This is a genomic window from Paenibacillus sp. sgz302191, from assembly GCF_057749925.1.
On sequence record NZ_JBYLHY010000015.1, the window covers coordinates 93,913 to 111,038 of the forward strand.

At 51.4% G+C, this 17,126-nt stretch carries 9 protein-coding genes; 5 read left to right on the top strand and 4 right to left on the bottom strand.

All coding sequences use genetic code 11. The features are described 5' to 3' along the window. Nucleotides 1-27 precede the first annotated feature (27 nt). Nucleotides 28-1,107, bottom strand: coding sequence for a hypothetical protein (locus AC3G2T_RS21705; protein ID WP_488436863.1), 1,080 nt, complete (start codon nt 1,105-1,107; stop codon nt 28-30). A gap of 485 nt (nt 1,108-1,592) precedes the next feature. On the opposite strand from AC3G2T_RS21705, the gene AC3G2T_RS21710 reads away from it, so the two are divergent. Next, nucleotides 1,593-1,883, top strand: coding sequence for a hypothetical protein (locus AC3G2T_RS21710; protein ID WP_488436864.1), 291 nt, complete (start codon nt 1,593-1,595; stop codon nt 1,881-1,883). A gap of 360 nt (nt 1,884-2,243) precedes the next feature. On the opposite strand, the gene AC3G2T_RS21715 is transcribed toward AC3G2T_RS21710, so the two are convergent. Both AC3G2T_RS21715 and AC3G2T_RS21720 read right to left on the bottom strand, forming a co-directional pair. Next, nucleotides 2,244-3,770, bottom strand: a complete 1,527-nt coding sequence (locus tag AC3G2T_RS21715; protein ID WP_488436865.1) for a sensor histidine kinase — start codon at nt 3,768-3,770, stop codon at nt 2,244-2,246. Continuing rightward, on the bottom strand, nt 3,767-4,450 hold the full coding sequence (locus AC3G2T_RS21720) for a response regulator transcription factor (RefSeq protein ID WP_474685395.1): 684 nt from the start codon (nt 4,448-4,450) through the stop codon (nt 3,767-3,769). Before AC3G2T_RS21720 ends, AC3G2T_RS21715 begins: the two co-directional genes overlap by 4 nt. A gap of 337 nt (nt 4,451-4,787) precedes the next feature. Between AC3G2T_RS21720 and AC3G2T_RS21725 the strand changes: the two genes are divergently transcribed. The 4 genes from AC3G2T_RS21725 (at nt 4,788) to AC3G2T_RS21740 (ending at nt 14,353) form a co-directional block, all read left to right on the top strand. Then, complete coding sequence (locus tag AC3G2T_RS21725) at nt 4,788-7,931, top strand: ATP-binding protein (RefSeq protein ID WP_474685396.1); 3,144 nt, start codon at nt 4,788-4,790, stop codon at nt 7,929-7,931. After that, nucleotides 7,906-9,009, top strand: coding sequence for a response regulator (locus AC3G2T_RS21730; protein ID WP_488436866.1), 1,104 nt, complete (start codon nt 7,906-7,908; stop codon nt 9,007-9,009). Before AC3G2T_RS21725 ends, AC3G2T_RS21730 begins: the two co-directional genes overlap by 26 nt. Nucleotides 9,010-9,200: 191 nt before the next feature. Beyond that, on the top strand, nt 9,201-11,381 hold the full coding sequence (locus AC3G2T_RS21735) for a cadherin-like beta sandwich domain-containing protein (RefSeq protein ID WP_488436867.1): 2,181 nt from the start codon (nt 9,201-9,203) through the stop codon (nt 11,379-11,381). A gap of 5 nt (nt 11,382-11,386) precedes the next feature. Beyond that, nucleotides 11,387-14,353, top strand: coding sequence for an S-layer homology domain-containing protein (locus tag AC3G2T_RS21740; RefSeq protein WP_488436868.1), 2,967 nt, complete (start codon nt 11,387-11,389; stop codon nt 14,351-14,353). Between the two features lie 328 nt (nt 14,354-14,681). Here the strand turns inward: AC3G2T_RS21740 and AC3G2T_RS21745 are convergent, their stop codons facing one another. After that, nucleotides 14,682-16,769, bottom strand: a complete 2,088-nt coding sequence (locus AC3G2T_RS21745) for a methyl-accepting chemotaxis protein (RefSeq protein ID WP_474685400.1) — start codon at nt 16,767-16,769, stop codon at nt 14,682-14,684. Nucleotides 16,770-17,126: the final 357 nt, after the last annotated feature.

Here is a 17,126-nt window from a genome sequence, read left to right on the forward strand (position 1 = left end):
TGCGCGCGGTGCGAATTTGGCCGTTATTTAGTTCGCGGATGTGCTGCCGGATGCATCTGCTGTCGGTGCAGCGGGAGCGTCGGCAGGTTTTTGGTGCTTATCTTCCACGAATTTTTTCAAAGTGTCGGTCAGGCTGTCTTTCAGCTTGCTGATCAAATCGTCTTCGCTGATGCCTTTGGCCGCAGCAACCTCGGCGATGGATTTGCCGGACTCCAGCTCAGTTCTCAACTCATCCTGCGTAATTCCCAAAATAGTTGTCAGCGCTTCGGAATTTCCGAAGAAGCCGCCGCCAAAGCCAGGGCCGCGTCCGGGACCCGGATGGCCTTCGCCATCGCCTTGCATTTTCGTATTCTCAATTTGCTGTTTCAGGCGGTCGGACAGTCCGGAGATGAGTTTGTCGGCCTGCTCCTGAGTGAGGGTTCCCGCCGTAACTTGAGCGGCGATAGCCGTTTTCTCGGCTTCGGTCAGCTTAGCCAAGATGTCGTCCTCAGTCAATCCGGCCGCTTGCGCGATTGCCAGCAGCGTCTTGCCTTCTTTCAGCGATGCCTGGATCGTACTTTCATCTACGCCCAGCACGGTTGCCGCTTCCTTCACGATGCTGCCACCGCCGTGAAATCCGCGTCCGCCTTGGAACGCTCCACGGTCTCCGCCTTTGCCGCCAAAGCCTTTATTCTCGATTTGCTGCTTCAGGCGGGTCGAAAGATCCGTTTTCAGCTTGTCGGCCTGCTCTTGCGTCAGCTTGCCGGCTGTAACCTGCTCATCGATCGCCGCGCTCTCGGCAGCTACCAGCTTAGCCAGGAAATCGTCCTCGGTCAATCCGGCCGCTTGTGCGATTGCCAGCAGCGTTTTGCCTTCTTTCAGCGATGCCTGAACCGTGCTTTCCTCCACGCCCAGCACCGTCGCCGCCTCTTTCACGATATTGCCGCCACGGAAGCCGGAGTCGTGCCGAGCGCCGCGCTCTTTTGCCGTAGTGTCGGATTTTTGAACGGACGATCCGCTGACTGTATCTGCAAATGCTTGATTATGTAAGGTGCCAACAAAACCTGCTCCAAGAACAAAAGTTGCTGCAATCGTACCTGCAAGAATTTTTTTGTTAATTGCTTTCATCAATGTTTCCACCTTTTTCTTATAATTTTTACTTACATGTTGAAGTATAGCCCCCTTTTCTGAAACCATCCTGAATGAAAACTTAAGAAACGATGAGCGTTTCCTGAGAATTGGCTGAAAGCGGTTCATACGAAAAAACGCCCCAGCCGCATCGTCGGGCGCACCGCTTGCAGCTCCCAGGAGTCTGTCCGATGAACCGCGTATGCACAAAAGCAACTCCGTCGGACAGACTCCCAGCGCGCGGTCGCATCGCCCTGCAAAAGTCCGCCATGGCGCTAGGCGGCCACACACACTGGAGAGGCGAGGCGCATCTCTAAGTAGAAAACCTGCAGGGGCACAGGCCGCCTCTTCCCCGTCCCATGCCTCTCTTGTACGGATTGCGGCGCTAAAGCGGCGGGTTGGCGGAACCGGAGGAGCGCAGGCCGTCTCTTTCCCGACCAGTGCCTCCTCCTGTGCGGGTTGCAGCGCTAAAGTGGTGGGGCAAGATGGGTTGGTGGGGATGCGGAGCAGCTTCCCGGCCAGCAAAACCTGCAAAAGTGCAGGTTTTTTTCGCAAAAAAGGTTCATTTTCGCGAAAAGCCTGCGATTGTGCAGGAATTTTCGATGAAAATGAACCTAAGCACGGATTCGCGGCGAAAAGCCTGCACATTTGCAGGAATTTTCCGTAGCCAGCGTATCCATCGTGCAAAAACTGTACTTTTGCAGGTTTTTTCGCGCAGCCAGGCATATAGCGCGACCAGCGCGCAAACAGCAGATCGTGCGATCGGTGGCGCGTAACCAGACAGATGGCCCGACCATAGAGCAACCAGACAGAAGGCGCGACCGGGTACTGGCGTGTGGGTTTCTGGACAGCCTACACTTTATACTAAAATAGATCGTAGTAAATCTGATTATTTTCATTCCGTGGGGCGAGGTCCACGACGACGTGGGGGGGGGGGCCAGGTTTGCGGGGCTTGTGGGGCTTGCGGGGGGTGCGGGTCTTCATAACCGGCTAGGGTCAGCCAGCTAGGGGCTACCAGCTCAGTCACCGGCACTCCTCCCCGCTGCCGGCCCGCCTATCGGCTGCGCCGTCTTTTAGCCGCGCAACGGCAAAAAGAACCTTAACCCCATTAACAACCAATCGGGTTAAGGTTCGGTTCAATGCAAAGGCAGCCGGATGCGGAACGTGCAGCCTTCTCCTTCTTTGCTCTCCACATGAATCGTGCCGCCGTGCAAATCCACGATGGACTTCGTGATGGACAGGCCGAGTCCGGCTCCGCCATTTTTTCTGGCGCGGGAGGAATCGATGCGGTAAAACCGGTCAAACACGTGCGGGAGATGGTCCGCCGGGATGCCCGGGCCGTTATCCTGCACGGCAAGCTCAACGGCATCGGCTGTCTGGCTCAGCTTAATCTTGATTTGTCCGGTTGCGGCATTCGTATGCTGGACCGCATTGTGGAACAAATTAAGCACGACCTGCTTGATCTTGTCGGAATCGAATTTGTACCGGGTTCCCGGCGCCACGTCGAGCGTCACGGCCCGGTCTCCCGCCAACAGCCGCAGCTGCGGCTCCATGTCGCGGATCACTTCGTCGAGCTGGCCGTCGGCCAACTGCGATGTCGGCGTGCGGTCGAGCCGGACGAGCAGGAACAGGTCGTTGACCAGCTTGTTGATCCGCTCGGACTCTCCGTGCATGCTTTTCAGCGCTTTCAGCAGCTGCTCGGGCTGGTTGTATGCGCCGCGCAGCAGCACCTCGAGAAAGCCGTGGATCGAGGTAAGCGGCGTGCGCAGCTCATGGGACGCGTCCGCCAAAAATCGGCGCATCTGCTCTTTGGCTTCTTTTTCCGCTTCGAAGGAAATTTCCAGCCGCTCCAGCATGCCGTTGAACGAAGCGGAGAGCCGGTCGATCTCCATCTGTCCCTGATGGGCGGGCAGGCGCTCTTCCAGATTGCCGGCATCGATGCGCTTCACCGTCTCTATCATATTGGACAGCGGGATCAGCGTCCGTCTCAGCACAGGCAAAAATGCAAGCAGTCCTGCCACCAGCGCAAGCATGGACAACGAAAGAAAAGTGATCAGCTGACGAATCAGCACATCTTTAATTTGCTTCGTGCTGACGCTGCCTTGAAGGATCCCCTGCGAACGATCCGGGAACCCGAAGACGTGAAAAACAACCAACTGTTCGTTGCCGTTGCTGTCGGTGATGCGGCTGAAATTCCTCTTGTCCCCGGACTTCAGCAAATCCTGGTATTCCGCGTTCGACAATTGCGGGGTTACCATCCCGTCGGGCGTCGATACCAGCGTAAAGTTCCCGTTCTCGTCGATCCACGCGAGCGACAAATCGATGAACCGCGGCCCTCCGTCGTTGCCGCTGCCGTCGCCGCCGGTCAGGTCCCGTCTGGGAGGAATCGTAGCGCCGTCCCGCTCTGCATTGTTGTCGTTTCTCGAATTATTCCCCCTGCCCAGGCCTTCCTTGCCCCTCATCCAAATGTTCGGCGGAAGCGACTTAAGCTGGGTAGTAATGCTGTCGACCTTGTTGTTATATAAAAATTGCTGCATAAAGATGTATTGAAACACACCGATAAGCAGCAGCAAAATGGAAAGAATGAATAAAGAACGGGACAAGAGCTGAAATCTTAAAGAATGCGGGACAAAAATATCGGCGAACCTGCCCCTGGTTTTCATGCCAGGTCCATCCGATAGCCCGCGCCGCGAATCGTGCGGATCAATTTATGCTCCCGATCGTTCAATTTATCCCGCAGAGACCGTATGTAGACCTCTACAATATTTTCTTCCCCGCCGAAGTCATAGCCCCATACCTTATCCAAAATCATCGTTTTGCTGAGCACCAGCCCGTGATTGATCGCCATAAATTTAAGCAGCTCATATTCGGTCGGCGAAAGCTCCAGCACCTTGTCGTGCAAGCTGATCTCCTTGCGGCGGTCATCCATGCGCAGCGGACCGATCACAACCTCGCCGAACAAGTTCGGAAAATGGTTGCGGATTCTCGCATAAATTCTCGCCAGCAGCTCCTCAAAGCTGAACGGCTTGATCATGTAATCGTCGGCGCCGAGCGTAAGCCCTTTGACCCGGTCGTCCACTTCATCCTTGGCTGTCAGCATGATGACCGCTATGTTATCTGTCTTTTTGATCATACGGCAAACTTCAAAACCGTCCATTCCCGGCATCATCACGTCCAGAACGGCAATGTGCGGCTGGAACTTGTTGCAAAGCGTTATGGCGGACAGTCCGTCTTGCGCCGTCATCACCTCGAACCCTTCGTTTTGCAGCCCCAGCTCCAGAAACTCGAGAATGTGCGGTTCATCGTCCACAAGCAATATTTTTATCCCTTTTAATTGGCGCATATTATCATTACCCCCCCAGCCATCATTGTACACCTAATCTATATCCATTATCCATTCCCTAGCTGAATAGGCTCTGAGAGAAACCTGAAAAGTTGCTGAATGTTCGGCACTCGAAAACCGGGCCCTTCCGGCATCTTGTACGTCGACGATGTTCCTTTCCAGCTCCGCCACAGCACCCATGACTTGCAGCATGAATTTGCCGGAAGCAATAGGCGTTGCATCAGATTCAGGAGGGGATTTGAAAAAATTGTCGAATATTGTGAATGTGCGCTAATTTTGTTGACCATAGTTTCCACGTATATCCAATTAATACATCATTTGTTAAGGAGCGGAAACTATGCTCAAACGGACTTTGGTCATCTGTCTTATTGGCTTGATTTCTTTTTCGTTAATTCCGCTGTCCATTATCTTGGATAAGGGTAAACAAATGAACGATCTGCAGGTTCGTGATGGAGTCATGGATCTCTCTGCGTGGAATTACGAACAGAATAAAAGAATCAAATTGGATGGCGAATGGGAATTTTATTGGAACCGATTGCTAGTTCCCGAGGATTTCAAGCAAGCAGGCCCGGACAAGCCCTCTTCCAACAATTTTATAAAAGTGCCCTCCCAGTGGAATGGAAAAATAGTCAACGGCCACCCCTTGCCCGCTTATGGTTTTGCCACTTACCGCATGGTACTGAAAAACGTGCCTTTCAGCGGGGTTTTTGCTTTGAAAAAGACGAATATACGTTTTTCAAGCGCGATTTATGTAAACGGTCAAAAGCTCTTTGAGGATGGCAAACCCTCAGAGCAAGCAGCGGGTTACCGATCAGGGAATGTTCCGCAAATCGGCTTTTTTTCGTCTGAAAAGGGAGACGTCGAAATTATCGTTCAGGTTGCCAATTATGATTATGTCAACGCAGGTATTCCGGCATCCATCTATTTTGGCGAGCAGGCTGCGATGATTGCGTTTCAGCAGAAGAGCATGGCGCATGAATTCGGAACCTTTGCCATTCTCGGGACCCTTGCGCTTATATATTTCATCTGCTTTGTAACGGCAGCAATATACCGTAAAAAAGACTTCACTTTGTTGGTTTTCGCAATTTTTTGTTCAATCTATGCGGTCTATAACGGATTGATCGGAGAGCGGCCCCTCTTATTGCATGTACCCGGAATTTCATTCGACGTGGTATATAAAGTGAAGGATATTTGTTCAACTGCCGGATTTATTGGTCTGGTCATCCTCTTTTATCAATTGCATAAAAACATGATTTCATTAAGGGCGACTCAAGCCGTAACCATTGTGCTGGGCAGCTATTTGGTTCTGATAGCAATGCTTCCCATTCACGCTTACATGTCCATCCATCCTTATATCATTGTTTTATATCAGTCGATGATGATTGGGCTGCTTCTGAGAATTGCCGCACATCATATCAGGAGCGTCGAAAGCGATCGCTTTAAGTCTTTCCTTCTGTTCATGGCGATTCTCTCAATTAACCTTTACTCCATAGACCTTATCCTGTTTGCCTTATCATATAAAGACACTCTATGGCTAGGGCAATTTTATATCGTTTTGTTTAACCTCATCATGATCTTTCTGATTGTCCTCCGTTTCTTCGAGGCCTATCATACGATAGACGAAATGAAAAATCAGCTTCTCCAATTAGACAAGATCAAAGACGACTTTCTGTCCAACACGTCCCATGAGCTGAAAACGCCTTTGAATGCCATAGTGAGCATTACCGATACGCTTCTCAAGGGGGTAGAGGGGCCGGTTAGCGAAAAACAAGCGCAGAATCTGGCCATTGTATTGGGGAGCGGAAGAAGATTAACCCATCTCGTCAACGAACTGCTCGATTATTCAAAAATGAAACATGGAGATATCGCGCTGTATAAAAGCAGCCTCGATTTGAAAGCTATTGTCGATTCGGTCATCGGGATTCATTCATTTCTGCTCGGAGGCAAACAAATTACGCTTGTTAACGGGGTCTCTGCGGAGCTTCCCGCGGTGTATGCGGACATCAACCGGTTGATTCAAATTTTGCACAATCTGATCGGCAATGCGATCAAATTCACCGACCGGGGGGTGGTAAACATAAGCGCAGAGGTTATTCGCGAAATGATTGAGGTTCGCGTAAGAGATACGGGCATCGGGATCGCGGCGCATATGCAGGAACGCATTTTTAACGCTTTCGAACAGGCGGATACTTCCGAAACCAAGAAATATGACGGAACGGGTCTCGGATTAAGTATAAGCAAGAAGCTGGTGGAGCTTCACGGCGGAGAAATTCATGTGGAATCCAGTCCAGGGCAAGGATCGGTTTTTATGTTCACCCTTCCGTTAGCGGGCAAGCGTGCGGACAAAATCACAAGACAGACGGATGAGAAGGAACGGCTGAAAAATGATGTACCCCCCCTCTCTTATTCGGAGTATCCTATCCATGTCGAAGGGGAAAAGAAAGAACATATTCTGGTGGTGGATGATGATTTCGCCAACCTTCAATCCATGATTAACCTGCTCAAGCTGGAGGGGTACTCCATTGTGGTTGTCAATCGCGGGCAAATGGCGTTGGATGAACTGGCCAAAAGACCGGATTTCTATCTGGTTGTACTGGACATCATGATGCCGGACATGTCCGGGTACGAGGTACTGAAAGCCATCCGGGAAAGGTTCTCTCCCTTTGAACTGCCGGTGCTGATGCTGACGGCCAGAAACAGGGTTGCCGATATCATCTTGTCGATGGAAAACGGGGCCAACGATTTTGTCGGGAAACCGTTTGAAGCGGAGGAATTGACGGCGCGTGTCCGAAGCCTGACCCGACTGAAAGCTTCCGTGAAAAATGCCAAGGATGCGGAAATCGCCTTTTTGCGTTCGCAGATCAAACCTCATTTTCTGTACAATGCTCTGAATTCCATTGCCGCGCTATGCATCGACGAACCCCAAAAGGCAGAGCAATTGACGCTGCAGCTTTCGCAATATTTGAGAAGCAGCTTCGATTTCAAGCAACTGGATTCGCTAACGACCTTAGACAATGAAATGGAGCTTGTACGAGCGTATATCAACATCGAAAAGGCGCGTTTCGGCGCCAGATTGCAAGTGGAATACGATGTAAACGCCGATCTTGAAATACGAATTCCCCCGCTGATTCTGCAGCCTTTGGTGGAAAATGCAATCAGACATGGACTAATGTCCAATTTACGAGGGGGAACTGTAAAAATAATCGTAAAAAAGGAAGCAGACGCCGTGGTCTGCTTTGTCGTAGAGGACAACGGATGCGGGATGAGCGAACAAAAGCTGGAAGAAACGTTAAGAGCGGGTGTGGATAAGAAAGGCGTAGGGTTGTGGAACATCAGTCAGCGGATCAAGCTTCTTTACGGAAAAAGTATTCGTATTGAAAGCGCAGAAGGAAAAGGTACGAAGGTTTCTTTCGATATCCCTGCACAGCCGAATCAAGCGGATCGGAGGTTGAGGCATGCTGCGGGCCATGATCGTAGATGATGAAGAATTATCGGTGAAACGGTTGAAAAAGATACTATCCGAGAGCGGCGAGATCGAAGTTTGCCATACGTTTCTGAGCCCGTTAGAGGCATATGAATTTGCGAAAGCGAACCCGATACATATCGCGTTTCTGGATATTTCTATGCCGGAAGTTAACGGCATGAAGCTTTCCAGCCTGTTGATGGAACTTGATGAATCCATAGATGTGGTTTTTGTAACCGGTTATGACAATTATGCGGTGCAGGCGTTTGAGACGAACGCACTGGATTATCTTTTGAAGCCTGTAACCGTAGAGCGAATGTCCAAAACGTTGGACAAGATCAGAAAAAGACATCGGATCGCAGCTGTCGAACCCTCCGTAGAGATTCTCCTGTTTAATGGATTTAAAATTTATCTGCGGGATCAGGATAAAGTGCCATTAAAGCTGAGGAGCCCTAAAACCGAGGAGCTGTTTGCCTTTCTTGTTTGCAAGGGAACCGTCAGCCGGGAGGAAATCATCGATACATTGTGGAGCGACCTGGAACCTGACAAAGCATGGAAAAATTTGAACTCGACTCTGTACTATATTCGAAAAGCGGTCAATGCGGGCAAAACAGATCATTGGATTATAGCGGAAAAAAATGAAATCCGGATTGAAGGAAACGGCGTTTATTGCGATTTGTATGAATTTGAACAATTGCTGAAGCGAATCCGATCGATCCCTGAAATAAACGCGGATTTGTTCGAGCGAGCGGAAGCGCTGTATACAGGGTCGTTGTTGAAAGGAAAGGCCTACGAATGGGCAATCGAAAAGGCGCGTCGACTGGAGCAGGATTACATCACGTTGCTGGAAGCCGCCGGAAGATTCCATATGAAGATGAACGAGCCGCAAAAATCGTTGCATCACTATTGCGAAATTTTGAAATTGGATGCCATTAGAGAGGATATCCATCATGAGGTCATCCGTCTGTACGCAGCGCTGGGGAGGAAAAATGAGGCGTTTCGGCAATATCGCATACTGGAGGATGTGCTGCTGCAGGAGCTTGGAACGAAACCCGATCCCCGAATCCGGGATTTTGTCATGAATTTGACGCAATAGAAACAAGCTGAATGAAGAGCCTTCGGAATCGACCGGGATTCCAGGGCTCTTTCTTGTTTATTCTCTGTTTATTGTGTTTTTGTATAATGAACCCGACTTCTGTCGAAAGAGAGGACGAGATTTGTAAATCAGCAAAGATTTGAAGCAAGGCTGGATTTTTATCGGGAGAACAGTACGAGGGAGGAAAAAGAATGCGTAAAAAGATAAAACAGCATATGGCCTGTGTACTGGCCTTTCTGTTGATGGCGGCACTGCTGCCTGAACTGTCCGGAGGAAAAGCCTATGCTGCGGGCAGCGGCATCATCAGCACGGTAGCGGGCACGGATACAGCGGGCTATTCGGGAGACGGAGCAGCGGCGACGTCGGCCCAATTGAGCTTCCCGACAGGAGTAGCTGTGGACAGCAGCGGGAATCTGTTTATTGTGGATAGTGATAACAACCGGATCCGGAAAGTAGATACGTCGGGGAAGATCACCACGGTGGCGGGCACGGGTACAGCGGGCTATTCGGGAGACGGAGGAAAGGCGACGTCGGCCCAATTGAACAACCCGTTTGGAGTAACTGTGGACAGCAGCGGGAATCTGTTTATTGCGGATACTTCTAGCCACCGTATCCGGAAGGTAGATACGTCGGGGTACATCAGCACGGTAGCGGGGACGGGTACACTGGGCTACTCGGGAGACTTAGGATTGGCGACGTCGGCTAAATTGTATAACCCAAAAGGAGTAGCTGTGGACAGCAGCGGGAATCTGTTTATTGCGGATTGGTCTAACAACCGTATCCGGAAAGTAGATACGTCGGGGTACATCAGCACGGTGGCGGGCACGGGTACATACGGCTATTCGGGAGACGGAGAAGAAGCGAAGTCAGCCCGATTGTTCTCCCCGAATGGAGTAGCTGTGGACAGCAGCGGGAATCTGTTTATTGCGGATTCTTCTAACAACCGTATCCGGAAAGTAGATACGTCGGGGTACATCAGCACGGTGGCGGGCACGGGTACAGCGGGCTATTCGGGAGACGGAGGAGCGGCGACGTCGGCCCAATTGAGCTACCCGTATGAAGTAGCTGTGGACAGCAGCGGGAATCTGTACATAGTGGATACGAATAACCATCGGATTCGGAAAGTAGATACGTCGGGGTACATCAGCACGGTGGCGGGCACGGGTACAGCGGGCTATTCGGGAGACGGAGGAGCGGCGACGTCGGCCCAATTGAACAACCCGTTTGGAGTAACTGTGGACAGCAGCAGGAAACTGTTTATAGCGGATAAAGACAACAGCCGTATCCGGAAGATAGAACTCGCATCCGGCAATGCGAATTTGAGCGGCTTGACATTGTCGAGCGGTACACTGAGCCCGACGTTTGCGTTGGGCACGACCAGCTACACGGCGAGCGTGGCCAACAGCGTGAGCAGCATCACGGTAACACCGACGGTGAGCGACGGCAACGCGACGGTGACGGTGAACGGCACGGCAGTGACGAGCGGTACAGCGTCGGGCGCACTTAGCCTGAACGTGGGCAAAAACCCGATACCGATCGTCGTAACGGCACAGGATGGGACGACGAAGACGTATACGGTGACGGTGAGGCGAGCAGGGAGCAACGATGCGAATTTGAGTGGCCTGACGCTGTCGAGCGGCACACTGAGCCCGGCGTTTGCGGCGGGTACGACAAGCTATACGGCAACCGTGCTGTATAACATCAGCAGCATCACGGTGACGCCGGCGGTGAGCGACAGCCATGCGACGGTGACGGTGAACGGCACGACAGTGACGAGCGGTACAGCGTCGGGCGCAGTTAGCCTGCACGCGGGCGACAACCCGATACCGATCGTCGTAACGGCACAGGATGGGACGACGAAGACGTATACGGTGACGGTGACGCGAGCAGGGAGCAACGATGCGAATTTAAGTGGCCTGGCGCTGTCGAGCGGCACGCTGAGTCCGGCGTTTGCGGCGGGTACGACAAGCTATACGGCAACCGTGCTGTATAGCGTCAGCAGCATCACGGTGACGCCGGCGGTGAGCGACAGCCATGCGACGGTGACGGTGAACGGCACAGCAGTGACGAGCGGTACAGCGTCGGGCGCACTTAGCCTGAACGTGGGCAACAACCCGATACCGATCGTCGTAACGGCACAGGATGGGACGACGAAGACGTACACGGTGACGGTGAGGCGCGCACCGAAGGGCGACGCGAACGGGGACGGCGCGGTCACTTCCGCGGATGCGCAGATCGTCTACCAATATGTGAAGGGGCAGATTACGTTAACGAATGAACAACTGCAATCGCTGGACATGAACGGCGATGGTGTAGTCGATGCCAACGATGCGAAAATCATCATGAACATTTACTTGGGTAAAGGAGTCTGAGACGCTTGAAACATCGGACATGGTTTGGACAAGCTTTTCATTTTAAACGGGTAATTTCGAGTATCCTGGTGTTTTGCATGATGGTTTCCTTCAGTGCGTTAACCATTGCCCGTGCCGATCCTGCGATTGAGGTGGGCAGCGTGTCGGGAAATCAAGGGGATACCGTCGGCGTAGCCGTGTATTTGGATCCCAGCAGTTATACAATCGTTTCCTACGGCATTAATGTAGCATACGATCCCAACGTACTTGAGCTTCCGTCGAGCGACGCGGTTACGAATCAAACCTCGACGGATACAGAGTTCGATACTTTTGAGTACAACACCACAAGCCAGAGCGGTATCGTCAATGTTAACTTTACAGGTATTGCGACTACCATCACGCAGAAACAGAAGGTATTTACGATTCAGTTTAAAATTAAATCCGGTGCCGCATCCGGCGATTCGAATGTGACTATCCACTCCTATGATGTGAGTGATAATAATGCCCAACCGCTAGCGGTGCAAACGGCTGCAGGTAAAGTAACCGTCAATAACGACGCGCCGAAGGCAAGCGCTGTGAGCATTACAGGAACGGCAAAAGCGGGCTACACGCTGACAGGGAACTATACGTACGCAGACGCGAACAATGATGCGGAAGGAGCGAGTACGTTCCAGTGGTACGCGGCGGATGACGCGAGCGGAACGAACAAAGCGGCGATCGCGGGAGCGACAAACCGGGCGTTCGTGCCTACGTCCGCGCAGGAGGGCAAGTACATCACGTTTGAAGTGACGCCGGCAGCTTTGACAGGCCAAACGCCGGGAATCGCAGTTTCCAGCGCGGCGTTAGGACCGGTGACGATGAATACCGTAACGGTGGCCATCGGCAGCGCGAGCGGGGCTGTGGGGCAAACGGTCGATGTGCCGGTTTCCGTAACCGCCGCATCAGCAGGCATCGGTTCATACGGCATGCAAATCGATTTTGACAAGAACGCGCTCGAAGTGGTGAGCATTCGGGAAGAGTCAGGCGGGGAGCTTTTCGGATCCAACTTCAACAACACAGACGGGTGGTTGAAAGCCGGTTGGGCTGACGCAACAGGCGGCGATCGCCCGATTGCCGCAGGGCAGAAGCTGTTTACGGTAACGTTTAAAATTAAAGACGCGGCAACGTTAGGAGATAAAGCTTTAGCAGTGGCGACCGGAGAAGTAGCGAATTTTTCGTTCACGGATACAGCGGCCATTGAGATGGGCAAAACGTTGAACGCGGGAAAAGTGACTGTAACGCCTTACGTGCCGAGCAGCAACGCGGATTTGAGCGCATTGAGCTTGAAAGACGCAGCGTCGGGAGTAGCGATATCGCTGAGCCCGGCGTTTGCTGCGGCGACGACCGCATATACGGCGAACGTGGCTAACAGCGTCTCGTCGGTGACGGTGACGGCGACGGTGTATGACAGCGTCTATGGCACAGTGACGGCGAGCGTGTACAACAGCGCAGGGACGCAGGCGGGTAGTACGCTAAGCCTGACGAACGGCGTGGCGTCGGATGCACCGCTTTCGCTGGACGTAGGCAGCAACACGATCAAGTTAGTCGTGACAGCACAAGACGGCGCGGTGAAGACGTATATGGTGACGGTGACGCGTGAGGAAGCGTCTGGCAACAATTCATCCGGCGGCAGTTCATCCGGGAGCTCGTCCGGCGGCAGCGATAGCAAGCCCTCCGACAGCTCAGGCTTCCGCGTCATTGTGAACGGCAGAGAGCAGGAACAAATCGCCACGGGCGCAACAACGAAAGAAGACGGGAAAACGGTGCTAACGGTAACAGTGGATACGGCCCAATTGGCAGCGCAGCTTGCGAAAGAAGGAGACAAACCGGTCATCGTCATCCCGGTAACGACGTCGGGCGCGGACAAAGTGACGGCGGTGCTGACCGGGGCGGCGGTGAAAGCGCTGGAAAACAAGCAGGCCGTGCTGGAAATTCAAACGCCGAACGGGAACTATACACTTCCGGCAGCGGAAGTATTCATCGATCAAATATCGAAGCAGCTTGGCGGGCAAGTGAACTTGGCAGATATCGTCCTCCATGTGGAGATTGCCAAGAGCGGCGCGGCCACGGCTACCCTGATGCAAAATGCGGCGGACAACAGCAAGTTTACCGTTGTCGTTTCGCCGGTCGATTTTACGATAACTGCTTCGTATAACGGCCAAACGGTGACCGTGGACAAGTTCAGTTCGTATGTGGAGCGGGAAATTCCGCTGCCGGACGGTATCGCCCCCGGCAAAATCACGACCGCCGTCGTGCTCGATGCGGACGGAACAACCCGCCACGTGCCGACTTACGTGACAGCACGCGACGGAAAAAATTACGCGGTCGTGAACAGCTTGACGAACAGCGCGTACTCGCTCATTTGGCACCCGATGACGTTTGCGGATGTGGAGGGGCATTGGTCCAAGGATGCTGTTAACGACATGGCGTCACGTCTGGTCGTGAACGGAGTCGATGCCACACATTACAATCCGGATGCTTCGATCACCCGCGCCGAGTTCGCAGCGATCATGGTACGGGCGCTCGGCCTTGCCGACAACGGCAAAACCGCCGGGTTCGCGGATGTGAAGTCCGGCGACTGGTACGTCGGTGCGGTAGCGAAAGCGCAGGAGTACGGTATCATCAACGGGTACGAAGACGGCACGTTCCGCCCAGGCAAAACAATCACGCGCGAAGAAGCGATGGCGATGATGGCACGGGCGATGAAGTGGACGGGACTCGACACGAACGTCAGCAGCACAGACGCGGCAACCGTACTCGCCCCGTTTGCAGACGGCGCAGCGGTAGACGTGTGGGCGAAGCAAGCAGTCGCGGCCACGGTGAAGAGCGGATTGGTCCAAGGCCGGGAAGCAGGGCTGAAGCCGACGAGCGAAATCACTCGGGCGGAGACGGCGGCCATCGCGCAGCGGATGCTGGAAAAGGCTAAGCTGATCGACAACAGAAATTCCAAATAATGCGCAGTCCGAGCGGGGCCGTCCGAAAGCAGATATGAAGCTGAGGGACGGCCCTTGCTTTAGGTGCAGAAGGTAAACATCCGAATCATCGCGACGGCGGATTGTGGTTTTGCCAAGCCACGGTTCGTCATTTGGAATTTCTTAGTCAAGATGCCGAGACCCGCCCGTGAACCAGAAGACGATATTTTTAATACTCTTTCGATCAGCTTCAATATGGATTTCTTTTATCAAGGCTCTCAATAAAGCCCGTTTTTCTTCGTTCGTTGCTTCTTTCTTCCTGAAAGGAGCTTACCGCGGTAAGCTCCTTTGCTCTTTTTTCGACACGCACTCATTCGAATAAATTTGCGTCTCTTTCAACTTGAAATTTCTGAATCGCTTGCTGTAATTCTTCCACTAAATTAGATAAATTGCTAGTATATTGCGCCACTTGTTGGAGAGATTCAGCCTGCTCGGCCATAGAAGAAGATATTTCCTCCGCGGAAGCTGCCGTCTCCTCCGACAATGCCGCAATATTTTCGACAGCCCCGATGACCACCACCTTCTTTGACTGGATGTTCTCAATCGATTGAAGCTCCGCTTGGATTTCTGCCGTAATTTTATCAAATGAAGTGATCATTTGTTTCATGGTAACACTTACATGGGCAACGGCTTCCTTTTGAACCTTGTTGATTTGATCCGTATCATGTACAACTTCAACCAAGCGGTTCGTTTCAGTCAATATCTGACCAATGGTAGTGTTAATTTCATTGGCTGATGTTTGAGATAGCTCGGCTAGTTTTCTAACCTCGTGGGCAACAACTGCAAAGCCTTTGCCGTGTTCGCCTGCCCGGGCCGCTTCAATCGAAGCATTCAACGATAAGAGATTCGTCTGACCGGCGATTTCAAAAATAGCTTGTGAAACAGAAGAGATCGATTTCGATTTCTCATTTAAGTTATTTACCAGCGAGGTAACGTGCTGAAACGACTGTTCCAGCTTGCCGTACGAATCTTCCAGATACTGCACCTGCTGGTTTGCCGTTTCAATTTGGGTGCTTGAATCCTCGGCAGTTTTGCTGATATCCAAAGATTGGGTAATCAATACTTCGATTTCGCTGCTAAGCTGATGCACTGCATCCGACGCGCTTTCGATATCCGTAGCAGTATTGGATGCGCCATGGGCAATCTCCTCCGTAGTCTGGACGACATCGTTAGCGGCTGCGGCGTTTTTGTCGGAAATCATTTGTACGCCTTCCGCGGCCGTTTTCACCGAAACTGCGCTAGTTTGGACTTGCCAAACCAAGCTGTTTATATTGGATACCATCGTATTATAATCCACAGCCAAATCGCCGATTTCATCGTTGGAAGCGTAACGAACTTTGGCAGATAAATCTCCCTTGGCGGTCTTCCGAATGACTGAGCTAAGGTCCTTCAAAATTTTAACAACATATCGGGAAATAAAATAACTGGAAATTAGGGCCAAAAGCAATCCAATAATCGCTGCGACTAGCGCATCTTTTTGGATCAGTTTAAGTTTATTCGCAAGACGGTCTGAAGGGACAAGTGAAACAATTTTCCAGTTCAGTTCAGGCAATTGCGTGAAATGAGGCGTATAGGATTCACCGCTCAATGTCAACTGCTGGGGGATGCTTGGTTCAGACTGATAAAGCTTCTTGACCCAACCGTAATTCGATTCAAATTCGTTGGCATCCTTCGTCACATCTTCAACGGACTTAAGTTTACCGGCCTGCTCCGGGTTGATGTTTTTTGAAGTCAACTCTTGTAAAGATGAGGTGATCACCACTCCCCTGTTGTCCAGAATGATAAACTTATCTCCCGTAGATTTCTCTAACTGCTCGCGAATGATGTAAAAATTGTCCAAGCCCATCTGTATCCCGACAGCGCCAACCATCTTATCCTTAACCATTACGGGGGTTGCAACAGTGATGATCATCTTCCCCGCACGGTTTGGTACAGCATAGGTAAAAGCTGGCTTCATGGCTTGTTTGGCTGCTGAATAAGCCAGTCTTTCCGTTACCGGAACATCAGATTTATCGTTATTTAAGTCCAATATTTTGTTATTCACAGCGTCCAAGAACAAGACATTACTTCTAACGGGGTCAGACTCTTTAATCCGTTTGAAGTTCTCGGTCAAAACGGAAGCATTGAATGTATTGGTCTCTATCATTATCGAAACTTGATTTGCTAAATTGTTAGCAGTCGACTTCGCTTCCTTTAGAATGAGGTCCAGTTGCGTAACTGCATTCGTTGAGTTGATCTCGTCCAACTTGATAGCGTCTGCGGTATAGGAGGACTTCACTTGTATATATGTTAATACATTGGACAAAAGCAATGTGATTACCATCATGACTCCCAGAATAGAAATAAACTTCGCCATAATAGGTACTCTAGTTTTCTTTCCAGCAAGATTAATATTCATCGTGTGAATCCTCCTGTTTTTGGTTGTTTTCGGTTGAATATACTAAAAAAACATTCGATATTTTCCAACATATTCCTCCTATTTGCGATATGAGCGGAAATGATTTAACATTGCTGCTTCAACATTCAATTCTAATTTCTGCTTTACCACTATTTGTGATACGGTTCAGCATATCATCTCTAAGGCGAAATTTAGGGCACCCTCAATAGAGGGTGCCCTGATCCATAGGAATGTGCTTGGTTAATTGAAAAACCCCCACAGTGGACTTTCACCACCTAGTTAATCGCCATGCATGGCGCACAAAAAGGGGACGCAATTAAGCGCGTCCCCTTGAATATTCTAAATTTAAGCGGTTGA